Annotated in this window: 21 protein-coding genes and 1 pseudogene; 10 read left to right on the forward strand and 12 right to left on the reverse strand. The window is 72.7% G+C overall.

From position 1 onward, the window contains the following. From ABZY57_RS07590 to ABZY57_RS07600, 3 genes are all read left to right on the forward strand, one after another. Positions 1 to 356: hypothetical protein (locus tag ABZY57_RS07590; protein WP_356509130.1), on the forward strand; the 356-nt coding region annotated here is incomplete at its 5' end. Positions 357 to 539: 183 nt separating this feature from the next. Then, positions 540 to 1469 carry a hypothetical protein gene (locus ABZY57_RS07595; protein ID WP_356509132.1) on the forward strand — a complete coding sequence of 310 codons (930 nt, stop codon included), beginning with the start codon at positions 540 to 542 and terminating at the stop codon, positions 1467 to 1469. Between the two features lie 101 nt (positions 1470 to 1570). Continuing rightward, complete coding sequence (locus tag ABZY57_RS07600; protein WP_356509134.1) at positions 1571 to 2272, forward strand: DUF4230 domain-containing protein; 702 nt, start codon at positions 1571 to 1573, stop codon at positions 2270 to 2272. Positions 2273 to 2291: 19 nt separating this feature from the next. Here ABZY57_RS07600 and ABZY57_RS07605 read toward each other — a convergent pair whose 3' ends face one another. The 3 genes from ABZY57_RS07605 to ABZY57_RS07615 all read right to left on the reverse strand — a co-directional run bounded on the left by ABZY57_RS07605 (position 2292) and on the right by ABZY57_RS07615 (position 5102). After that, complete coding sequence (locus ABZY57_RS07605; RefSeq protein WP_356509135.1) at positions 2292 to 3029, reverse strand: class I SAM-dependent methyltransferase; 738 nt, start codon at positions 3027 to 3029, stop codon at positions 2292 to 2294. A 192-nt stretch (positions 3030 to 3221) separates the two neighbouring features. Next, positions 3222 to 4286: an oxidoreductase gene (locus ABZY57_RS07610; protein WP_356509137.1), complete on the reverse strand. Its 1065-nt coding sequence runs from the start codon at positions 4284 to 4286 to the stop codon at positions 3222 to 3224. A gap of 129 nt (positions 4287 to 4415) precedes the next feature. Continuing rightward, positions 4416 to 5102 (reverse strand): beta-glucanase, encoded by a 687-nt coding sequence (locus ABZY57_RS07615; protein ID WP_356509139.1) that lies wholly within the window; start codon positions 5100 to 5102, stop codon positions 4416 to 4418. Positions 5103 to 5437: 335 nt separating this feature from the next. Between ABZY57_RS07615 and ABZY57_RS07620 the strand changes: the two genes are divergently transcribed. Further along, complete coding sequence (locus ABZY57_RS07620; RefSeq protein WP_356509141.1) at positions 5438 to 6088, forward strand: GNAT family N-acetyltransferase; 651 nt, start codon at positions 5438 to 5440, stop codon at positions 6086 to 6088. A 24-nt stretch (positions 6089 to 6112) separates the two neighbouring features. On the opposite strand, the gene ABZY57_RS07625 is transcribed toward ABZY57_RS07620, so the two are convergent. From ABZY57_RS07625 to ABZY57_RS07640, 4 genes are all read right to left on the reverse strand, one after another. Next, on the reverse strand, positions 6113 to 6835 hold the full coding sequence (locus ABZY57_RS07625) for an intradiol ring-cleavage dioxygenase (protein ID WP_356509143.1): 723 nt from the start codon (positions 6833 to 6835) through the stop codon (positions 6113 to 6115). 165 nt (positions 6836 to 7000) lie between these two features. After that, entirely contained in the window at positions 7001 to 7804 is an 804-nt protein-coding gene (locus ABZY57_RS07630; RefSeq protein ID WP_356509145.1) for an N-formylglutamate amidohydrolase, read from the reverse strand. Between the two features lie 178 nt (positions 7805 to 7982). After that, positions 7983 to 10463, reverse strand: coding sequence for a SpoIIE family protein phosphatase (locus tag ABZY57_RS07635; RefSeq protein WP_356509147.1), 2481 nt, complete (start codon positions 10461 to 10463; stop codon positions 7983 to 7985). Further along, a complete protein-coding gene (locus ABZY57_RS07640) occupies positions 10460 to 14485 on the reverse strand; it encodes a HAMP domain-containing protein (RefSeq protein WP_356509149.1) in 4026 nt (1341 codons plus the stop codon). Before ABZY57_RS07640 ends, ABZY57_RS07635 begins: the two co-directional genes overlap by 4 nt. 339 nt (positions 14486 to 14824) lie before the next feature. Between ABZY57_RS07640 and ABZY57_RS07645 the strand changes: the two genes are divergently transcribed. Next, on the forward strand, positions 14825 to 15247 hold the full coding sequence (locus tag ABZY57_RS07645; protein ID WP_356509151.1) for an ATP-binding protein: 423 nt from the start codon (positions 14825 to 14827) through the stop codon (positions 15245 to 15247). Between the two features lie 105 nt (positions 15248 to 15352). On the opposite strand, the gene ABZY57_RS07650 is transcribed toward ABZY57_RS07645, so the two are convergent. Continuing rightward, complete coding sequence (locus ABZY57_RS07650; protein WP_356509153.1) at positions 15353 to 15697, reverse strand: STAS domain-containing protein; 345 nt, start codon at positions 15695 to 15697, stop codon at positions 15353 to 15355. A 140-nt stretch (positions 15698 to 15837) separates the two neighbouring features. Further along, the gene (locus ABZY57_RS07655; protein ID WP_356509154.1) at positions 15838 to 16428 is read right to left on the reverse strand and encodes a hypothetical protein; all 591 of its coding nucleotides are present in this window, start codon (positions 16426 to 16428) and stop codon (positions 15838 to 15840) included. A gap of 182 nt (positions 16429 to 16610) precedes the next feature. Here ABZY57_RS07655 and ABZY57_RS07660 point away from each other — a divergent pair, with 182 nt between their 5' ends. The 4 genes from ABZY57_RS07660 (at position 16611) to ABZY57_RS07675 (ending at position 19052) form a co-directional block, all read left to right on the forward strand. Next, positions 16611 to 17537 carry a SigB/SigF/SigG family RNA polymerase sigma factor gene (locus ABZY57_RS07660; protein ID WP_356509156.1) on the forward strand — a complete coding sequence of 309 codons (927 nt, stop codon included), beginning with the start codon at positions 16611 to 16613 and terminating at the stop codon, positions 17535 to 17537. A gap of 3 nt (positions 17538 to 17540) precedes the next feature. Further along, positions 17541 to 18140, forward strand: a complete 600-nt coding sequence (locus ABZY57_RS07665) for a hypothetical protein (RefSeq protein ID WP_356509158.1) — start codon at positions 17541 to 17543, stop codon at positions 18138 to 18140. Positions 18141 to 18409: 269 nt separating this feature from the next. Continuing rightward, the gene (locus ABZY57_RS07670) at positions 18410 to 18841 is read left to right on the forward strand and encodes an ATP-binding protein (RefSeq protein WP_356509160.1); all 432 of its coding nucleotides are present in this window, start codon (positions 18410 to 18412) and stop codon (positions 18839 to 18841) included. Positions 18842 to 18929: 88 nt separating this feature from the next. After that, on the forward strand, positions 18930 to 19052 hold the full coding sequence (locus tag ABZY57_RS07675) for a hypothetical protein (RefSeq protein ID WP_356509162.1): 123 nt from the start codon (positions 18930 to 18932) through the stop codon (positions 19050 to 19052). 81 nt (positions 19053 to 19133) lie between these two features. Here ABZY57_RS07675 and ABZY57_RS07680 read toward each other — a convergent pair whose 3' ends face one another. Next, positions 19134 to 20201: a mechanosensitive ion channel domain-containing protein gene (locus tag ABZY57_RS07680; protein ID WP_356509164.1), complete on the reverse strand. Its 1068-nt coding sequence runs from the start codon at positions 20199 to 20201 to the stop codon at positions 19134 to 19136. A gap of 132 nt (positions 20202 to 20333) precedes the next feature. Further along, the gene (locus ABZY57_RS07685; RefSeq protein ID WP_356509166.1) at positions 20334 to 20999 is read right to left on the reverse strand and encodes a VanZ family protein; all 666 of its coding nucleotides are present in this window, start codon (positions 20997 to 20999) and stop codon (positions 20334 to 20336) included. Positions 21000 to 21046: 47 nt separating this feature from the next. On the opposite strand from ABZY57_RS07685, the pseudogene ABZY57_RS07690 reads away from it, so the two are divergent. After that, positions 21047 to 21175, forward strand: a pseudogene (locus tag ABZY57_RS07690) (PRC-barrel domain containing protein); the annotation flags it as partial. Between the two features lie 136 nt (positions 21176 to 21311). On the opposite strand, the gene ABZY57_RS07695 reads toward ABZY57_RS07690, so the two are convergent. After that, a complete protein-coding gene (locus ABZY57_RS07695) occupies positions 21312 to 21815 on the reverse strand; it encodes a hemerythrin domain-containing protein (RefSeq protein WP_356509168.1) in 504 nt (167 codons plus the stop codon). Positions 21816 to 21877: the final 62 nt, after the last annotated feature.

Genomic DNA, 21877 nt, shown 5'->3' on the forward strand with positions numbered 1-21877 from the left:
GGCCGCTGCTCGCTGCCCGTACGGCGGTGGCGCTGGCCCGCCGCTCGCCTCGGGTCGACCCGGCCGCGCTGGCGCAGGCGCGCGACGCGGCGCTGTCGGTCGGGGCGCCGGGGGCACGGTGGTTCACGCGGAGCCGGATCAGCACGCTCCGCCACGGCGCGCTCCCGCCCACGGACGGGCTTTTCGCGGGCCTGTACGCGGTGGGGCTGGCGGAGGACCACGCGAGCCGGGCGGCATCGATCGGCGGTGAACTCGGCTCGGCTCTGAGGGTGTTGCGCGACCTGCTGGTCCATCCGGTCCCGGAGGTACGCGACGCGGCGGACGCGGCGCTCACGACATGGGAGCGGAAGCGATAGGCCCCGTGCGGCCCCGTACCCCTTCGACGGCGGCGTCCGTCGTGGGCCGCCGACGTGCTCGGCGGGGCCGGGAGCGCGCAGGACGGTAGGTCCGTGGGGAACCGGGGCAGGGGGCCAACGGCCCCCCTCGGCGGGACCAACGGCGGCCCGGGGCCGGGGTCCAGGATGGCTAGGGTCGTAGCCATGACCACTCAGCGCATCCTCGACCTCGACCGCGACGCGCTCTGCGCCCTGCGCGGCCGCGATCTGACCCGGGCGGTGGCCGCCGCCGAGGGCCGCACCATGGTGGCCGAGGTCTTCGCCGAGCGTGCCGCACTCTCCCCGCATCCCGACGGTCGCGGCGTGCACAACGCCGAGCTGGTGGCCGCCTTCGGCGCCGACATCGTCATCCTCAACCTCATCGAGCGGGCCTGGGACGGGGAGCGGCTCGTCCTGCCCGGCCTCGGGACCTTCACGTCCTTCACCGACCTCGCCCGGCTGATCGGTCGTCCCGTGGGCGTGAACCTGGAGCCCGGTGACGTCCCGGAGATCCGCCGCGCCACCTCCGAGCACGCCCGGCGCCTCGTCGACATGGGCGCCGCGCTGCTGTGCATCACCGCCAACCCCGGGACCGGCGGCACCTACGACGGCATGGCGCGGGTCACCGAGGAACTGCGCAAGGGGCTCGGTGACGACGCGGCCCTGTGGTCGGGCAAGATGCACCACGCGGGCTGCCCCGAACGCGTCACCCCCGCGCGGCTGACCGCTCTCGTCGACGCAGGCGCGGACGGCGTGGTCGCCCCGCTGCCCGGCACCCTGCCCGGCATGACCCGCGAGCTGGCGGCGACGGCCGTCGCCGCGGTCCAGGACGCGGGTGCGATCGTCATGGGCGCCATCGGCACCAGCCAGGAGGGCTCCCACGCGAACGTGGTGCCGCAACTCGCCCTCAACGCCAAGGAAGCCGGCTTCGACGCCCACCACTTCGGCGACTCCTACCTTCCCGGCATGTGCGACCCGGAGGTCATGTACGCCTATTCGGTGGCCGTCCGCGGCCGCCGCCACACCTGGAACCGCATGTCCTTCGCCCCGGGCCGCTCCGCCCGCGCCGGGGCCGCACCGGGCGGCACCTGGTAGTCCGGGGGCGCGGGTGGTTTCCGCGGCCGACGGGGCCTACGGCCGGGGCGCGCCCGGCGGCTTCGAGGAGTGGGGCCGCGCCGGGCGGGCATCCGCAGGGAATGGACAACGACGCATCGCACGACGCATCGCAGGGCGCGGAGCGGGAGCCCGCCCCGCGAAGAGAGCCGCGGCGGCTGCCGTGGTGGGGGCGGGCCGCGGGTGGACTGGCCGTGCTGACGGTGGTCCTGCTGCTGGCCGCCCGGTTCAGTCTGCTGCCCGGCTTCGGTGATCTGTTCCGGGACACGACCGTGGACCGCTCGGGGCCGGTCCTGCTCAAGTCCATCCAGGACATGCATCGTTACGAGGGTGCCGCCGGCAACTTCCAGGTCGTGGTGGACCTGGAGAAGGACGCGGCCTTCCTGCCGGACTCCGTCCGGGGAACCAGGACCCTCTACGTCGGAGCGGGTTCCGTGAGCGGGTACGTGGACCTGGGCGGGCTCGGCGAGCAGGCCGTCACCGTGAACGAGGAGCGCACCAAGGTCTCGCTCCGCCTGCCCCACGCCGTTCTCGGGACGGCGGCGCTGGACCTGGACCGCTCGTACGCGGTGTCCAAGCAGCGGGGACTGCTGGACCGGCTGGGCGACCTGTTCACCGACAATCCGGCCGGTGAACAGGCCGTACAGCGCCTGGCCGTTCAGCACATCACGGAAGCGGCGCGCGACAGCGGCCTCGTGGAGCGCACCGAGAAGAACACGACGGCGATGCTGGAGGGCCTGCTGCGCTCCCTGGGCTTCCAGGAGGTCACGGTCGGCTATGCGTGAGGCTGCCGAACCGGTTCCTTCAGCCCGGCGTCTGACACAGGACCAGGGAGACGAAGCCCCAGGTGTCCCGGTAGGTGCGCAGCCATTCGGTGCGGCGGGACGTGGCCGTCGCCAGCACGTGCGCGCTGTCCGGATCGGCGGGGTGGTCCACGGCCCACGAGGCCAGTGACCCCCAGCAGGCCCATTCGTAGTCGTCCAGTTCGCGGCGCGTGCTGACGTGCCCGTGGACGGGAGTCCAGCCGTCGGCGACGACCTGGTCCACGGTGGTCGCCAGGTCGGCCAGGTCCCCGAACATCTCGATGGCCTCCGGGGACGGGGAACGGTCCCAGAACCCCTCGCCGATCAGGACCCGACCGCTCGGAGCCAGATGCTTGCGTGCGGCCGCGAGGGTGGGCAGCAGACCGCCGAAGGCGTGCGCGGCCCCGACGCTGAGCACCAGGTCGAACGGCTGCGGGGAGACGAAGTCCGCGGCCTCCCGGTGGTGGAGGACCAGGCGCTCCTCGACACCGAGGCGGCCCGCCGCTTCGCGGGCCTGGCCCAGGGCGTCCTCGGAGACGTCGACGCCCTCGGCGTGCAGGTCGGGGCGGGCGGCCAGAGCGCGCAGGAGCCACTCCCCGCTCCCGCAACCGAGATCGAGCACCCGCTCGTCGCCGCGCGGGAGGCCCCGTTCCAGGAGCCGGCGTACCGCGTCGTCGTCGAGCGGGGACTTTATCGGGTGGTCGGCATGGGCGATCCTGGAGATCCGTTCACGGTTCACCGGCGCAGCTTGCCAGCCCCGGAGGCCGCACGCATCTCGTTATCGATCACTGCGCAACGGTTCCGGCGGGGACCTGAGCCCCGTCCGGCGGGGGAGCCCGGGACCGGGCACACGGCCCCGACCCGGGCCTGTGCCCGGCACGCCCGCGGGCGGCCTTTCGGCGGCACGCGACGCCGGCGGCTCCCGCGCCGGTCAGCTCCCGCGCACGCCTTCCAGGCGCCCGACCCGCCCCTTCTCCCCCGCCGCCCAGCAGCCGCCGTCCGGTGTACAGGTGACCGTGTCGAACGACCCCGGGTCCAGCGCCCGCCAGGTGCGCCCGCCGTCACGGGTCACATCCGTGCCCGTCGGGCCCACCGCCAGGGCCGTGCCGACGCCGTACGGGAACCAGGCCGCGCCGGACCTGTAGGCCGGCGGCGGGGTCGGCGCCGGGTTCCAGGTGCGGCCCGCGTCCGTGGTCACCGCCGCGGCCTGCGGGGAGGCCTGACCGGTGCGGTAGTCACCGCCGACCGCCAGGCCCTTCGTACGGTCCTTGAAGGCGAGGGCGAAGACCCCGCGCGCCGGGTCGCCCGCGGGGAGGGTGGAGTCGGCGACCTGCCAGGTCAGGCCGCGGTCCGCGGAGTGGAGCACCCGTGCGACGGGGCCACCGCCGGTGGCCAGCCAGACGTCGCGCCGTCCGGCGGCGACCAGGCACTGGCCGCTCGCCGCGAAGCCCGCCTCACCCGGCAGCGCGTCCGGCATCCCGGCATCCGGCAGCACCTGCCAGCTCCGGCCGCCGTCGTCCGTGGAGAGGATGCGGAACTTGCCGTCCACCGGGTCGCTCATCGCGAGCCCGTGGCGGGAGTCGAAGAAGGTGAGGCAGTCGTAGAAGGCCCGCGGGTCGGGGTTGCGGAAGGTCTCCGTCCATGTGGCGCCGCCGTCCTCGGTGCGCAGCACCCTGGAGGCCTCGCCCTCTCCGATGGACAGGGCCACGGCGCGCCGCCCGTCGAAGGCCTCGATGTCCCGCAGTTCCAGCCCCTCCGCGACGGCCCCCGGCGGTGAGACGTCGCGCCAGCTGCGACCGCCGTCGGAGGTGCGCAGTACGGTCCCCTTCGAGCCGGCCACCCAGGCCGTGGACCGGTTCACCGCCGCCAGTCCCCGGAAGCGGGCGTCCTTGCCGGTCTCCTTCAGCGCCCAGCGCGCACCCCGGAGGTCTCGTGACTCGTCTGCGGCCTGTGCCGGGGCGGCCACCACCCCCAGCAGCAGAGCCGCCGCGCACATGCCAACTCCCAGAAGTCTCATGGCGCCGGAAGGTAACGCACCCCGGATTCGGCGTCCAGGGCGCGTCCCGGCCGCCGGCTCCCGCTCGTATCAAGCCGCTGCCGCTGTGTCGCCGCTCCGGAGCAGTCCTCATCGTGTCCGGTACACCCGCAGCTGCGCGACCTCGTACGACAGCTCTGTGACCCCGGGCTCCGGCGGCGGGTGGTACCGGCCCGCGCAGACCGAGAGGTTGACGATGAGGTAGGCGGACCAGCGGCGGCCCACTCCCCTGCCGTCGCCGAAGACCCGGTCGCCGTTGACCCACCAGACGACCGACCCCTTCCCGAACTCGACCTTCAGGTCGATCCACGCTCCGGGCTGGACCGCCGGGTCGCGGTGGTAACGCTGTGCTTCCCGGACGTGGTTGGAGAGTTCGAGGAGGGCCGGGTTGTCGGGGTGGTACTCGAAGACGTCGATCTCCTGGCCGCCGTCGCGCCAGGTCCAGATGGCCGGCCAGGCGCCGAGCTGCACCGGGAGTTTCACCCGGGCCTCCAGCACATCTCCGGTGCGCACCTCGAAGCCCTCGTCACTGCCCTCGGTGGTGAGGAGGCCGCTGTCCCAGTTGCCGTCGGGGCGCGGTGTCGCCCGGAAGACCCCGGCGCGGCTGTAGGCGGGGTCGTCGGTGAGGTGGTCCAGCTTGTTGTCGCCCGGGTTGACCGGGCCGCCGTCGGGATAGGCCCACGAGCGGCCGGCGATCCATTGGGTGGGCGAGGCGAAGTCGGCGGTGAAGACGGGAGTCCGGCGCGGCCGGGGCAGGTGCCACAGCCGTTCGATCATGTCCGAGAGCATGCCGGATGTCTGCCCGCCAGGAGTCCCCGCACACCTTGGTCATCACTCACCGTGACCCGTCGGCTGGGTGGTCCGCCCGGCGTCGAACTGGCGGTCGGCCCAGACGTGGGTTTCGGGCAAGAGTTCGGTGACGGGACCACCCGGAGGCGGTCGCCCTGGCCGACGACGACCCACGTGACGACGGCGCGCCGGCGAGCATTTCCCCCTTCGTTTCAGTTACTTCGGAGCCGTGGCCGAGCGAGCTGGCCCATGGTCAATTCCACCCCGGACGCGTAAGGTCCTTTTAGCGCTATCAGCTATTACCACTAAGGGGGCGGGCGGCGATGCCGGACACCAGGATCAGCGGACTCGTGCGGATGTGGATCAACGGCTGGACCGTCTCCCGGGGTGGCTCGGACCCGATCGACGAGCCGTGGGGGTGGACGATCGACGTCGGGCAGGCCAAGCACGTCGCCCGGCACGTGCTCCCGGAGCCCTCCGAGGCCGATGTCCGCAAGATCGTCGCCGCGACCAGCGCGCCCGGGACCTGGCTGAAGCTGTTCGCCGAGGACGAGGCGGTCCTGCCCTGGGTCGGGCCGGGCTGGCGACTCGCCGGCCCCGGCTTCCTGATGACCTGTCCCCTCGCACCGGATCACCCTGAGGCGCCGGCCGGTTACACGCTCACCCGGTGGACCCGCGGCGGCGTCAGCCGGGTGCTGGTCCGTACGCGCGACGGGCACTTCGCAGCCCGCGGGCAGATCGCCCATGCCGGCGCGCACGCCGTGGTCGACCAGGTCGAGACCGCCGCCGACCACCGGCGCAAGGGCCTCGGCGGCCTGGTGATGCGCACCCTGCAGAGCTCCGCGCACGAGGGGGGCGCGAGGACCGGCGTACTGGTCGGCACGCCCGAGGGCCGGGCGCTCTACTCCTCGCTGGGCTGGACCACGCATGCCCCGATGGCGAGCCTCTGGTACGAGCCGGATGCCGCAGGGTGAAGCCGAACCGGCGGCGCGGGAGGATCAGTCGATGCCCACCGTGAACGCCGCCCGGTAGCCGGCCGCGTCCGGTGACGGGGTCAGGGTCATCGCGGCGCCCGAGTCCCGGTAGCGGCTGTCGCGGGTGTTGGGGTGGGCCGGGGCCGGGCGGCGGGCGTAGGGCTGGAGCTCGTACACGCGCGCCAGGAGTTTCTCCGGGAAGAACAACTGGGAGGACGTCTCGGTGTGCCGGTCGGGGCGGACCTTGAAGTGGATGTGGGGCGCAAGGCCCCGGTACCAGCCCGGCACGATGGTGCGGAAGGTGCAGCGCCCCGCGGCGTCCGTGAGCTGGGTACCGCGGAGGAAGGTGTCCTTCCCGCTGGAGTAGGTGCCCGAGGGATCCGCGTGCCAGACGTCGATCGCGGCGCCGGCGACCGGTTGGCAGCCGGCCGACGCCCGGAGCAGGGTCAGGTCCAGGCGGAACGGCACGCCGTCCCGGCCCTCCGTGATGTCGGACCGGACCCGGTCCAGGTCGAGGTAGTACGGGCCCTCGCCCGACTCCGTGGTCAGCACGCACGCCGGGGTGGACGCTCCCGTCGCGGTCCCCGCCGCCGTCCCCGGCGGGGACACGGGGGCCTGGGGCCGGCCTGCCGCCCCCCGGGTGGCGGACGGAGCCGAGCAGGCCGCCGCCAGTGCGGCGACTCCGGCCGACCCGGCGGCCAGCAGGAGTGTGCGGCGGCTGGTCCGGGCGTTGCCGTTCTCCGTCATACGCACCCCTTCGCGCGCTTCTGGGGCCGTCATGGCGGACGGCCACCGGCCGCGCCCACCGTGCCGGACGGCGGGGGCCCGGACCGGGACCGACACGCCTCGGGGCCCGGCGATCCACCGCCCGGCCCGCCGCCGGCGCACGGGGACCCGCGTGCCGGCGGCGGATCACGGGAGCAGGTCGTCCACGAGTTCCGTCAGAGCCGCCGCCAGCGCGCCGAGGCCCGCGCCGGCAGGGCCGCCGGGCTCCGACATGTACGTGTCCCGGCGGATCTCGACCATCAGCGCGCCGACCCGGTCGTCCTTGCCGTAGTACTCCAGTGGCACGTACGTGCCGGCGAAGGGGCTGTCGAGTCCGGTGCCGCCGAAGCCCGCGAACGCCTCCTCGGCGGCGGCCAGGAGGGCGGCCGGGGTGTGGAAGGGGTCCGTGCCCAGGCAGATCGGCGGCCGCCGGCCGTCACCGTGCAGTTCGTACGGGAGGGGCTGCGCCGGGTACGAGTGCACGTCGATGATCACGGCCCGGCCCGTGGCCTCCAGCCGCTCCCCGACGGCGCGCGTCATCGCGTCGGCGTACGGGTGGAAGTAGCGGTCGAGCAACGGCCGGACGTCGAAGCCTTCGGGGCGCAGCCGCTCCCGGTGGGTGGAGTGCGTGTACACCGCCCCCATGCCCACGGCGAGCATCTCCTCGCGCTCGTCGGGGAACCGCTCGGGGTCGACGACCAGCCGGGACAGCCCGTTGACGAACCGCCACGGCGTGACGGCGGAGCCGGCCGCGGCCACCCCCGCGATCTCGGCGGTGTGGGAGTCGGTGATGTGGTCGAGCTCCCGTTCGAGCGCCTGGTCGGACAGGTGGATTCCGCGGCGGACGGACTCGGGTATGACGCGCGAGGAGTGGGGCACGTGCAGGATCACCGGCGAGGTGCCGGCGCCGGGAAGGATCTCGAACGGCGGTGACTCGAGCTGGGGGTTCACGTGTGGCTCCTCGATCGACGGCTCGGCTGATCGCTCGGTCTGACGGGTCGTATCCTCCCTGAACGCGCACGTGCTGGACGGGATCGCGAGGAGGGGGACCAGGGGCGACGGGAGTGGCGGGAGTGGCGGGAGTGGCGGGAGGCTCCGTAGCAGGGGGTGTCAGAGGCCGGCCGGGTCCTCAGCCCACACGGATGCCGATCACGCAGGTGTCGTCGTCCGTGTCCGAGCGGCTCTCGGAGAGGAGGCGGTCCAGTTGGGCGTCCAGGTCCCCGGCCGCGCCCGCCGCCGCGTGCACCAGGTGGCCGAGCGACTCCTGCACCGAGGAGTCGCGGCGTTCCACCAGCCCGTCCGTGAACATGAGCAGCGTGTCGTCCGGTTCGAGCTGCACCTCCCGCTCGACGTAGGTGACCTCGGGCAGGGCTCCTAGGAGCAGGCCCTCGATGAGCGGGAAGGCCTCCGCCTCCCCGCGGCGCACGAGTACGGGTGGCAGGTGGCCGGCGCGGGCCCAGCGCATCACCCTCGTGCGGGGGTCGAAGAGGCCGCAGACGGCGGTGGCCGTCACGTGCTTGGCCAGGTGATGGGTGACCGTGTTGAGCCAGGACAGCAGCTGGGCGGGGCCGGCCCCGGTGACGGCGAGGCCGCGCAGGGCGTTGCGCAGGACGACCATGCCGGTGGCCGCCTCGATGCCGTGTCCGGCGACGTCGCCCACCGACAGCAGGATCAGCCCGGAGGGCAGGACCACGGTGTCGTACCAGTCTCCGCCGACGAGCTCCTCGATCTCCGCCGGCCGGTAGCGGACGGCGACCCGCAGGCCCGGCGCCTCGATGGCCGGTGGGGTGGGAGGCATGATGGCGTGCTGGAGCTGGAGGGCCAGGCGGCTCCGTTCCGCGGACTCGGCCTCGGTGTGGGCGAGTTGGTCCCGGGTCGCGGCCAGCGCCACCTCGGTCCAATGCTGGGCGGAGATGTCCTGGTAGGCGCCGCGCACGGCGTGCAGCCGCTGGTCCGCGTCGAGGACGGGCTCGGCGACGAGCCGGATGTGGCGGGTGATTCCGTCGGGTCTGCGCAGGCGCAGGTTGACGGAGGCGGGGCGGCGGTGGCGCAGCACCGCACGCAGGAACCGGCCGAGGGCCGCGGAGTCGTCGGGGTGCGCGTAGCCGGGGAGTTCCCGGAGCCGGACCGGGGGCGCGGTGGGCGGGAGTCCGTGGAGATCGTAGAGCTGGGCGCTCCAGGTGGTCTCCCCGGTGACGAGGTTCTCCTCGAAGCCTCCGATCCGGCCCAGGCGCTGGGCGTGCTGGAGGAGGTTGGCCAGCCGGGCCGTCTCGTCCTGGATGCGCCAGATCAGCAGGACGGCGGAGCCGTGGCGGCTGACGCTGATGTTGGCCACCGAGGTGAGCGGGATCTGGTCGACGAGCGCGGTCAGGCTCATGCGCTCGGCGCGGAAGGGCTCGCCCGTGGCGTGCACCCGCTCGATGATGTCGAACAGCCCGCTCTCTCCGGCGGCCAGGGGGTAGGCCTCCAGCAGCAGGGCGCCGTTGACGTCCCCGCGCGGCCGTCCCACCGGGTCGACGAAGCGGCTGCCGGTGTGCCGGATCCGGAAGTCGGCGAGCCGGCCCTCGGAGTCGAGGACCGGGGTGAGGACCACGGCCGGGTCCTGCAGTCCCTCGGCGAGGTCGATGAGTTCGGCGACGTCGGGCAGGACCGCGTCGGCGGCCGCGGGGTCGCACGGGGGCGAGGCGTCCATGGTGCGGGCGCACAACTCGGCGAGGGCCTCGACCTGTCGCTCGATCTGGGGTGCCTGCGGCTCCAGGGGGCGCGGCCAGCAGATCTCCAGGACCCCCTGGATCCGTCCGCCCGTCCCCGTGGGCACCGCCATCCGTCCGCCGCCGGGCCACGCGGCGCGGCCGATGGAGGGGAGCCCCTCCCGGTCGAGGTCGGCGAGGGTGACCAGCCGGCGTTCCTCCAGCGCGAGGCGGGCGACGGTGGAGACGCCCGGGGGTACGTGGCGCCAGCGGGCGGCCTCCCTGGGCGGGAAGCCGGCGTGGCCCGCGAGAGCCAGCGAGCCGTCGGGCACCGCGGCCCACACGGCCACCGCGACCGCTCCCAGGGGGCTCAGGGCGTTCGTCAGGAGGGACTCGGCGACCGCCTGGGTGTCGGCGGTGACGGCGAGCACCCCGCTCTCGGCGGTGCGCAGGCGTACCGACACCGTGGAGTGCCGGTCGGCCGGGTCGCCGCGGTCCGGACCCGTGACCGTACCCGCGCCCGTGCTCCTGCCCGCGCCCTCACCTGTGCCCGTGCCCGTGCGTGCGACGAACTCGGCGGCGATCTCGCTGACGTGGTCGCGGGCGGCCTGGTTGACGATGTCGGCGGCGAGTTCGAGGGGGGACATCCCGCTCTCGCGGCACAGCACGTCGAGCTGGCGGGCCGCCGCGGCGGGGGTGCAGTTCAGCTGCCCGATCAGGATGCCCTTGGCCAGTTCGACCAAGGCCCGCCCGTCGGCGGCGGCTTGTGCCTCCAGCACCTCGCGCCGCAGCCGTTCCACGGTGGCGACGAGGCGCCCCAGGGGCGTCGGCGCCTGCTGCGGTACGGTGCGCGCGGGCCGGTCGCCGTCCGGTGTCCGCGGCCGGCGGGCATCGTCGTGCCGGTGCGTGTCCGCGCTCACCGGGTGAGCCGGCGCCGGATGCGGGCGATGAGGTCGTCGGCGTCCACCGGCTTGGTCACGTAGTCACTGGCGCCCGCGGCGAGGCTCTTCTCCCGGTCGCCGGGCATCGCCTTGGCCGTGACGGCGATGATGGGCAGGCTCACGTACTGCGGCATGCTCCGGATCTCGGCGGTGGCGGCGTAGCCGTCCAGTTCGGGCATCATCACGTCCATCAGGACGATGTCGACGCCCGGGTTGCGGACGAGGGTGTCGATGCCCTTGCGGCCGTCCTCGGCGTGGAGCACGCGCATGCCGTGCAGTTCGAGGACCCCGCTGAGGGCGAAGAGGTTCCGGGCGTCGTCGTCGACGACGAGGACGGTGCGGCCGGCCAGGTCGCCTTCGCGCACGTGCTCGGCGTCCCGGCTCCCCGCATCACCTTGTACCAGGGGCGGGACGTCCCCCGGCCGTTCGGCGGAGAGGTGGAGCGCGATGCGTTCGCGCAGTTCGTCCAGGCTGGAGAGCAGTTCCACGCGGTGTGACGCGGACCGCCCGCGCAGGGCTTCCTCCTGGCCGGTCCGCACCCGCGGGTTGTTGTGGGCCAGGATCGGGAGCGAGGCGAGGGCAGGGTCTCCGTCGAGGTCGTCGAGGAAGCGGAGGGCTTCGCCGTCGGGCAGGTCCAGTTCCAGGACCACGCAGTGGAAGGAGTGGGCCGCCAGGGCGGCAGCGGCCTCCCGGGAGCTCGTCGCGTTGACCACGTGAATGCCGCCCCGCTCCCCCGCCGTCCGGTGGCCGGGGGCGAAGTCCCGGTCGGCGCTCTCGGCGACGAGGGAGAGCAGGCCGTTGGTCCGCTCCTCGATCACCAGCAGGCGGCGGGGCCGCCGCTGTTCCGGGAGTACGCCCTTGCCCGGACGCTCGCCCCGCCCCGGCGCCGCACGGTACGGGGCCCCGGGCGGGAGCGCCGGCTGGGCCCCCGCGGAGGAGGCGTCCTCGTAGTCCGCGCGGCTGACCGGCAGGTAGAGGGTGAAGGTGCTGCCCTGGCCGGGGGTGCTCTTTGCGGTGACGGCCCCTCCGAGGAGCTGGGCGATCTCGCGGCTGATGGAGAGTCCGAGTCCGGTGCCGCCGTACTTGCGGCTGGTGGTGCCGTCGGCCTGCTGGAAGGCCCCGAAGACCGACTCCAGCTGCTGTTCGGGGATCCCGATGCCCGTGTCGCGTACCCGGAAGGCCAGCATCGGACCGCGCCGGGAGAGTCCGGCGGGGATCTCGGGAGCCGCGGCCGGTTCGATGCGGAGCTCGACGCCTCCGCGCTCGGTGAACTTCACGGCGTTCGAGAGGAGGTTGCGCAGGATCTGGCGCAGCCGCGAGTCGTCGGTGAGCAGGTCGTCGGGGGCGCCGGGGGCCGTGGTGACGGTGAAGTCGAGGCTCTTCTGCGTGGTCATCGGCCGGAAGGTGGCGTCGACGTACTCCAGGAGCTGGGGCAGGTGCACCCGCTCGGGGTTGACGTCCATCTTCCCGGCCTCGACCTTGGACAGGTCGAGGATGTCGTTGATGAGCTGGAGGAGGTCGGATCCGGCCGAGTGGATGATGCCCGCGTACTCGACCTGCTTGGGGGTGAGGTTGCGCGCCGGGTTCTGGGCGAGCAACTGGGCGAGGATCAGGAGGCTGTTGAGCGGGGTGCGCAGCTCGTGGCTCATGTTGGCCAGGAACTCGGACTTGTAGGTGGAGGCCAGCGACAGCTGTTGGGCGCGGGTCTCCAGCTCCTGCCGGGCCTGCTCGATCTCCAGGTTCTTGGCCTCGATGTCGCTGTTCTGGCTGGCGAGGAGGGCGGCCTTCTCCTCCAGTTCCGCGTTGGAGCGCTGGAGTTCCTCCTGCTGGACCTGGAGTTCTTCCGAGCGCGCCTGGAGCTCCCCGGTCAACCGCTGGGACTCGCCGAGGAGTTCGTCGGTGCGGGCGTTGGCGACGATGGTGTTGACGTTGGCGCCGATCGCCTCCATCAGCTGGGCCAGGAAGTCGCGGTGCACGGGGTTGAAGGCGGCGAAGGAAGCGAGCTCGATCACGCCGAGGATCTGGTCGTCGACCACGATCGGCAGGATGATCAGGCTGCCCGGGGTGGTGTGGCCGAGCCCGGAGGAGATCACGTAGCCGCCGGGGACCTGATCGGTGGCGATGATCCGGCGGCTGCGGGCCGCCTGTCCGACCAGGGACTCTCCGAGGGCGAAGGTGGCGCCCTCCTCGGCGGCGGCCGAACGCCCGTAGGAGCCGACGAGGGTGAGCACGGTGCCGCCGGGGCGGTCCTCGGCGAGGTAGAAGGCGCCGTACTGGGCGGCGACCAGCGGTGTCAGTTCGTCCATGACGAGTTCGGCGACGGCGGCCAGGTCCCGGTGGCCCTGCATGAGCCCCGAGATGCGGGCCAGGTTCGACTTGAGCCAGTCCTGCTCCTCGTTGGCGCGGGTGCTCTCGCGGAGCGAGCCGACCATGGAGTTGATGTTGTCCTTGAGTTCGGCGACCTCGCCCGAGGCGTCGACGGTGATCGAGCGGGTCAGGTCGCCCTCGGCGACCGCGCTGGCGACCTCGGCGATGGCCCGGACCTGGCGGGTCAGGTTCCCGGCCAGCTCGTTGACGTTCTCCGTCAGACGCTTCCAGGTGCCCGAGACCCCCTCGACCTCGGCCTGACCGCCCAGCCGACCCTCGCTGCCCACCTCCCGGGCCACACGGGTCACCTCCGCCGCGAAGGCCGACAACTGGTCGACCATCGTGTTGATCGTCGTCTTCAGCTCCAGGATCTCCCCCCGGGCGTCCACATCGATCTTCTTGGACAAGTCCCCGTTGGCCACCGCCGTCGTCACGAGAGCGATGTTGCGGACCTGACCGGTGAGATTGTTGGCCATGGAATTGACGTTGTCGGTGAGGTCCTTCCACGTACCCGCCACATTGGGCACCTGCGCCTGCCCGCCCAGCCGGCCCTCCGTACCCACCTCACGGGCCACCCGCGTGACCTCGTCCGCGAACGCAGACAGCGTGTCGACCATCGTGTTGATGACCCCGGCCAGCGCGGCGACCTCGCCCTTCGCCTCCACCATGATCTTCTGCGAGAGGTCACCACGGGCCACCGCCGTGGCCACCTGCGCGATGGAACGCACCTGACCGGTCAGGTTGTACGCCATGACGTTGACGTTGTCCGTCAGGTCCTTCCACGTACCCGAAACACCCCGGACCGTGGCCTGACCGCCCAGGTTGCCCTCGGTACCCACCTCACGGGCCACCCGCGTGACCTCGTCCGCGAACGCCGACAGCTGGTCGACCATCGTGTTGATGGTCTCCTTCAACTCCAGGATCTCCCCGCGGGCATCGACCCGGATCTTCTGCGAGAGATCACCCTGCGCCACCGCCGTGGTGACCTCGGCGATCGAACGCACCTGCGCGGTCAGGTTGTCGGCCATGACGTTGACCGACTCCGTCAGGTCCTTCCACGTACCGGAGACGCCCTGCACGTCCGCCTGGCCGCCGAGCCGGCCCTCGGTGCCGACCTCCCTGGCCACCCGGGTCACCTCGCCGGCGAATCCGGAGAGCTGGTCGACCATCGTGTTGATGGTCTCCTTCAACTCCAGGATCTCGCCCCGCGCGGTGACGGTGATCTTCTGTGAGAGGTCGCCCTTGGCCACGGCGGTGGCGACCTGGGCGATGGAGCGCACCTGCGCGGTCAGGTTCCCGGCCATGAAGTTGACCGAATCCGTGAGGTCCAGCCAGGCGCCGCCGACTCCCGGTACATCGGCCTGGCCGCCGAGCGTCCCCTCGGTGCCCACCTCGCGGGCCACCCTCGTCACCTCGGAGGTGAACAGGGACAGCTGGTTGACCATCCCGTTGAAGACGGTGGCGATCTCCCCGAGCAGCCCGTCCGCCGCGTCGGGCAGCCTGGTACGGAAATCCCCGTCGCGTACGGCGGTCAGCCCGGCCAGCAGCCTGCGCAGCTCCGCCTCGCCGATCCCGCCCTCACCGGGGAGCGGGGGCACCCCGTCCGCCGGACCCGTGCCAGCTCGCTCGGCCATCCGCTCCCACCTCACACTCGAAACCGACACTCCGACGAACGGGACAAGGCGGACCCCGGTTTCGGGGCGCACCGAGGCGCCCGACTCCACGGGGACACGCCTTCGCCGCACCACCGGTCCGGTGAAGGCTAGCGCCGCCGAAGGGACCATAAGGCACGGTCGATCACACCGGGGACAGTGCATCCGGCCTGCGGTAAAGGGAGATGGGCCGGAAGCCTGCGCACGCGGCCCGAACGGGGCCCGGTGCGAGGTGGCTTGGGAAGCTCCGGGTACCCCGGCGGGTTCCGGGTAGGCGAACCGGTGACATTCACACACAACGGAGGAAACGGGGTGAAGGCAATGGCGGTCAAGGCAGTGGGCTGGGCCCGGTCGTTTCCCGTCTCGGAGGGCGTCCGGGCGGCGCGGGAGTGGACGGCGGGCCACCTGGCGTCGCTGCCGTGGAGCGGTTCGGTGGACGACACCGAGTACTCCGTGCTGATCTGCGTCTCCGAGCTCGTCACCAATGCGCACCTGCACGCGGTCGGTACCGCGCACCTGGTGCTGACCTGGGACGGGCGCTGTCTGCACGTGAGCGTCGCGGACGCCGATCCGCGGCTGCCGCGATGCCGGAAGCCCGCCGCGGACGCGGGCGCCACGTCGGGGCGCGGGCTGGGGATCGTCACGGCGCTGGCCGATTCCCTGGACGTCCACGCGTGCCACGGCGGAAAGTCGATCACCGCGTGCTTCCGGCCCGGCGGCGGACCGGACCCGCATGCGGAGTAGCACGTTGCCCGGATGCGCGTGCGCGGGAGTCCTACCGGCAGCACCCTCCCACCGAGGGCCCGGGCACCGGGTGACCGGTGCGACTTCCCCGCGCCCGGCGCTGGTTCACACCCCGACGGCTGCCTCGACACTCGCGTGCAGGGACAGCACCGTATCGGCCCCGGTCACCGCGAACAGCCTCCGCAGCTGCTCGCCGGGGGCGGCGATCCGCAAAGCCGTGAGGTGGTGCAGCCGCAGGAGCAGGTTCAGGAAGGACGAGTCCCCGAAGGTGATGGAGCCGGCGTCCAGAACCACCAGCGGATGCAGGCCGGCGGCCGCGGTGAGGGCCTCCTCCAGGGGGACCAGCGTGTCCTGGTCGAGCTCCCCCCGGGCCACCACCACCCAGCCCGCCCCGGCCGGGTAGCCGTTCCCGACCACGCTCTGCCCGTGTCCGTCCCCTGTTCCGATCATGTCCGCCTCCCCAGTCGTCAGTCGTACGTCTTGCACAGGGAGTATGCCTGCTCGACGCGCCGCCGCCGTCGTCCCCGACGGGGCGCTCCCCTCCGGCAAGGCTCCCTGGATCGCTGCCCCTTGCCGTGCGTTTCCGGATGTCAGTTGAAGACGTCCAGGACGTCCAGCCAGGAGCCTCCCTCGTCGGCGGAGCGGCGGGGCCGCATCGGGAGCGGATCCGGGTAGGTCTCCGCCGCGGCCCTCGCGCGGACGATGTCCGGCCCGCCGCACGCCTCGACCGCGAAGGCGCCGAAGACCTCGGCGAACGCGGCCGGGTCGCGGAACTCCACGCCGAACGCCCGGCCGTCCCGCAGCGGCACCCACACCACCCGGTCGGCCCGTCTCCATTCCGGCACCGGCTGGTCGTCGGCGGTCGACCGCCCCTCCAGCCACAGCCGGGCCACGTGCAGCAGGTTCACCTTCTCCATCGACATCCGCTTGCGCCGCACCCGCAGTTCACGCGTCGTCAGCTCGACGCGCTGGTCCTTCTTCGGGTACCAGACGACACCGACCCCGAACGGCGCCCACAGCAGGATCCCGATCAACGGCACGACCAGGGCGTCGCCCCAGGTCCGGAGCAGTCCGCCGTCCAGCAGGTACAGGACCCCGAAGACCAGAACCCACTTCGCCGTCATCCGCCAGAACCCGGTGCCCTGCCGGTACAGGACCCGTCGCTTCCCCGTCATCGCCATGCCCCCAAAGCTAACTGCCGCCCCGCGGACCGCCGTAGGCGGGCCCGCGGCGCCGCGGGCCCGCCGCGAGCCGCACGTCCCGGCGAACGAGGAAACCCGATGGCATCGTGGCGTGTAAGCCCTCTCAAGCGGGGCAGAAGCGCCCCCGGCAGCCGTCAGTCAATCGGGAGGGAGCGGCCACCATGCATCGCTCGGCCACCGCTGTAGGCCCCATTCGTGCAGCAGACGCACCGGTACCCACGTGTGACCACGCGTCCACGGGAGCGCCCACGCAGGACGCGGACCTGTTCCAGGTCGAGAACGCACGGGAGATGGCCCCGTCCGATGCCCGTGAGCTGTCGCGCCACTTCTTCGCGAGACTGCGCACGCTGGAGGAGGGGACCCGCGAGTACCAGTACACGCGCAACACCCTGATCGAGATGAATCTCTCGCTCGTGCAGTTCGCGGCGCGGCGCTTCCGGGCCCGCGTGGTCGGCGGCGGCCTCGACATGGACGACATCATCCAGGTGGGAACGATCGGCCTGATCAAGGCCATCGACCGCTACGACCTCGAGCGGGAGGTCGAGTTCTCCACCCTCGCGCTCCCCTACATCATCGGTGAGATCAAGCGCTACTTCCGCGACACCACGTGGGCCGTGCACGTACCGCGCCGCCTGCAGGAGCTGCGTACGGAACTCGCCAAGGCCCAGGAGGCCCTGAGCGACGTCCTGGGCAGGGCGCCGACCGTCAAGGAGCTCGCCCACCACCTGAAGTTGTCCGAGGACGAGGTCATCGACGGGCTGGTGGCCGCGAACGGCTACACGAGCAGTTCCCTCGACGCCGTCGCCGCCGACGGCGACGCGGCGTCCCCGGCGGGCCGCAGCGCCCGGCCGGCGGCGGAACGCCACGGCGCCCTCGATCCCGGCATGGAGCTCTTCGAGGACTTCCACACCCTGGCCCCCCTGCTGGGACAGCTGGACGAACGCGACCGGCTGATCCTGCAGATGCGCTTCGGCCAGGAGCAGACCCAGGCCGAGATCGGCGCCGAACTGGGCATCTCCCAGATGCAGGTCTCCCGCATCCTGTCCCGCACGCTGGCCCGGCTGCGCGCCGGCATGCTCACGGAGTAGGAAATGGACCCGGCGACGCCGGCGGCGCCCGCGATGCCGCTGACCGCCCAGCCGCTACGGGACCGGCCCGGAGCCCGGCTGAGCGGCAGCTGCGACCTGGATTCCCGGCAGTGCCTGTCCGCAGCGCTCGGCGTCGTGACCGCGATCCCCGGACCCGTCGTCCATCTCGACCTGTCCGACGCCCGCCGCACCCACCCCACACTGATCGAAGAAGGCCAGGACCTGCCGAGCCCGGCCTACACCGACGCACCGAGCGCGTCTGCGGACTGCGACCGGCCGCTGCCCGAACCCGAAGGCGAGACAGGCCGGTTCGCGTACGCCCACGGAGGACTGGCCGAGCTGCGCGAGTACGCCGAGGCCTCGGCCCGCAGGACCGCTCTGCCCGCGGCGCGCCGCGGCGACCTGGTCCTGGCCGTCAGCGAAGCGGCGGCCAACTCCCCGTCCACGGAGGCGGGAAGGGCACCCTGCGCCTGTGGACCACCGGCGGCTCCCGGGCGGGAGTCGTCGCCGAGATCCACGACGGCGGCCGCCTGGCCGACCCCCTCGCGGGGCGCCGCCGGCCCTCCCTCGCCTCGGCCAACGGCGGCCGCGGCCTGTGGATGATCCACCAGCTCTGCGATCTGGTCGAGGCCCGGACCCTGGACGACGGCTTCACACTGCGGCTCCACATGGCAACGCCCTGACACCGGAGGTCACCTACACTCAGGGTCGGGCTCGGGTGTCCTCGGGCCACTCGGGGGCATACGGCCAGTCCGGGACACCGACGACGAACTCGCCGGGCGGCCCGGGAACACGAGACAGCGAACACGGCATCGTCGGCACGGGGGTGCGAGAGCACGGTGGAGACCATCGGACCGGAAACGGGAGATCCAGTGAGCGTCGGCCTTCCCGACGGCGGCCAGAGGCGCCGCCTCGCCTTGACGGGCGTCGGGGGCGCGGTGGCCAAGGGCCGCGACTTCACGCGCCGGGCCCTGCGCGACTGGGGCTGGGACGGAACGGAGACCGCCGAGGACGCCCTGCTCCTCGTGTCGGAACTACTGACCAACGCCTCCCTGCATGCGGACGGCTGCCGGGAACTCGTCCTCACGGCCGGGGAAACCCTGCGCATCGAGGTCTGCGACGGCACGACGGTCCTGCCCCTGCTCCACCCGGCCCCGCGGCGCGGCATGCCGGGCGGACACGGCCTGCACATCGTGGAGCGCCTGTCCGACCGCTGGGGCACGCACACCCATGACAACGGCAAGGCCGTCTGGGCCGAGATCGAGGCGTCCCGGCTGAAGTCCGGCAGGCCCGCTGACCGCTGACCGCGCCGGGGGCCCGGCCCGCCGGGCCCGGCCGCCGGCCGTCCCGCGGGGGGAGCGTCGATCCAGCTGCCGGGGGCAGGAGCGTGTCATGACCTCTCATCAGCTCACCTCCCTGTCCCTGGCCCCGGCGAACGGGCCCTCCTGGGTGCACCTGCTCGTCATCGCGTTCGCGCTGATCGTCCTCGTGCACACCCTCGTCCGGCACCGGTAGGACCGGGCGCCGCCGACCGGAGCACCTCACACGTCGGACGTCGGACGTCGCCCGTACCGACCCGCTCCGGCCGGGAGTTCCTCAGATGCGGTGCCCGCCCGTCGCGCCGGGCGCTGTCGGAGCCCGGTCCAGGAGGACGCGGGGCAGGGCGCCGGGGTGCTTCTCCGCCAGCCAGGCCACGAGTTGCTCGCGTACCGCGCAGCGCACCGTCCACAGGTCGTCGGCGTCCCTGGCGGTGACGATGGCCCGCACCACGATGGTGGAGGGCGTCGTCTCCGTGACGGCGATGTCCCAGCCTCGGCCGTCCCACTCCGGGCAGGCGTGCAGGATCTCGTGGGCCTTGTCCCGTATGAGGTCGACGGGCGCGCTGTGGTCACAGTGGAGGAAGACGGTCCCGGTCATCTGGACTCCGCCGCGCGACCAGTTCTCGAAGGGACGGGTCGTGAAGTACGAGACGGGCATGGTGATGCGGCGCTCGTCCCAGGTGCGGACGGCGAGGAACGTCAGGGTGATGTCCTCGACCACTCCCCACTCGCCGGCGACCACGACCGTGTCCCCGATGCGCACCATGTCACCGAAGGCGATCTGGAAGCCCGCGAAGAGGTTCCCGAGAGTGGACTGGGCCGCCACGCCCGCCACGATGCCGATGATCCCGGCGGAAGCGAGCACGGACGTGCCGAGCGCGCGGAAGCTCGGGAAGGTGAGCAGCATCGCGGCGAGCGCGATCACGGCCACGACGACCGTCACGACCCTCGTGATCAGCGTCACCTGCGTACGGACCCGGCGCACCCGGGCCGGGTCGCGGGTTCCGGTGGCGTAGCGGGCGTACCCCGACTCGACGACGGCGGAGGCCACGACCACGATCAGCCAGGCACCGGCGCCGATCAGGGCCAGGGCGAGGACCCGGCCCGCGACAGCGGCGTTGTCCCGCAGAGGCGGCCACGCGATCTGCCGGTAGGCGCCTTTGAACAGTGCGGCGAGCAGGACGATCTGCAGGGCGTGGCGACAGCGGCGCAGCAGGTTCCACAACGGCGTTTCGGGGTGTCGCGCGTCGGCACTGCGGAGCAGTCGGTCGACGGCCCAGCCCGCCAGGGCGGTGAGCAGGATCGAGCCCCCGAGGATCGTCAGGAGGCGAAGAGCGGTGTTCATGTCTCCCCAGTGGGTGGTGGAAGCGGCACGGACTCCCGCGCACCTGCCCCACGTCAGGGACCTGACACGGGGAGCGCCCCGGCCGCTCCCCGTTCCGGGGGGCGGCCGGGGCGCTCAGGCCCACGTGGGGGCTCACCTCTCGCGGTGGAAGGCCTTCCGCCAACCCGCGCCACGCGGCTTCGAGACCGGCTCGGCTTCCTTCGGTTCCGGGCTCGGTTCCGTCCTCGGCGCCGGCACGGGCGCGCCCTGCCGGGGTCGGCGGTGCCACCAGTGCCTGCGGCGCGGGTGCACGGCCCGGCCCAGGCGGCGGCCGATCAGCAGGTAGCCGAGGAGGGCTCCGGTGGTGTTGAGGATGACGTCGTCGATGTCGAAGACGCGTCCCGTGACGAGGGCGCCCTGGATCAGTTCCACCAGCGTCATCAGACAGATCGTCACCGCGGCGACGCGCAGCAGCCCTCGGGCCGGGGGCATGAGGACGGGCAGGAGCACCCCGAACGGCAGGCCCAGCAGCAGGTTTCCGCCCAGCTGGCGCACCGCCTCGAAGGTCGACGCACCGTCCAGGTAGGCGCTGATCGAATGGCCGGGCTGGACGTTGCTGTGCACCAGGGCCACCGAGGCGGCGGACGGTTCCAGCGTGAGCCGCGCCAGGACCACGCTGAACAGGACGGTCCCGACGAAGGCCGCCAGCATGGCCAGCGCCCGGATGACCGGGTGCACCGGACGGCGTCGTCGCCAGGTGGCTGCTGCGGCTTCTCTGTCGGGGCCCTCAACGCGCCGCAGCGCGAGTCTCCATGTCATGGCGGCTCGTCTGCCCTGCGAAGGCTCCGGTACGCCCCCGGGGAGTGAGAACCCGGTAGGAGCAGATCAAGAACGCTCCGGAGTTCCACCGCGAGAAGCACCTCGACGACGTCGGCTACCGCGAGGAGCTCGGGACCTACTACTCCATCGGCGGCTTCGGCGGCCGCATCATCTGAATCCGCCCCGGAGATGCGACTGGGCCCGGACTCGAAGAGTCCGGGCCCAGTGCCGTGCCCGCCGCCCCGGCCGCGCACGGGGGAAGCCGCGTACGCAAGGAGCCGGCGCGTCGCAGCGCCGGTCATCCCCGGCAGGTCATCCCCGTACGAGGGCGCGCACGTTCTCGACACTGCCGCAGTCGGCAGCGAGCTGCCGCTCCCGCTCCCGGAGGAAGGCCGCCCCGAGCTCGGCCCGTCGGTCGTCCGGGACGTTCTCCCGGGCACCGTTGAGGATGGTGCGCTCCTCCTCGTCGAGGTGGTGGGAGACCGCCTTGACGAGGTCCTCCAGGCGCCCGTCCCACGCGTCGGAACCCACTTCGGACACCTCCAGCAGGGCCAGGAGGGCCTCGTTGCCCTCGGCGTGCTCCTTGGCCCCGTGCTCCACCTCCGCGTTGTCGACGTCCTTGAACCGTTTCAGGGCCCCGTACACCTCGGACTCCTCCGCCTCGCCGTGCGCGACGAGGAGCGCGGAGAGTTTCGCGAGGGCGCCCGCCCGGTCGGCCTCCACGCTGCGCATCCGGCGGAAGAGTTCCTCCATCGTGCGGTGGTCCTTGAGGATCAAGGCGACGACGTCCTGGTTCTCGTGTGTGTCCGCGGCCATGCCACGTCCCTCCTCCGCTTCGGGGGTTCGTTTCGCATGGTCGCCTGCTCCGTGCCGACGGG

The organism is Streptomyces sp. NPDC006450 (assembly GCF_040612195.1).
Classification (GTDB): domain Bacteria; phylum Actinomycetota; class Actinomycetes; order Streptomycetales; family Streptomycetaceae; genus Streptomyces.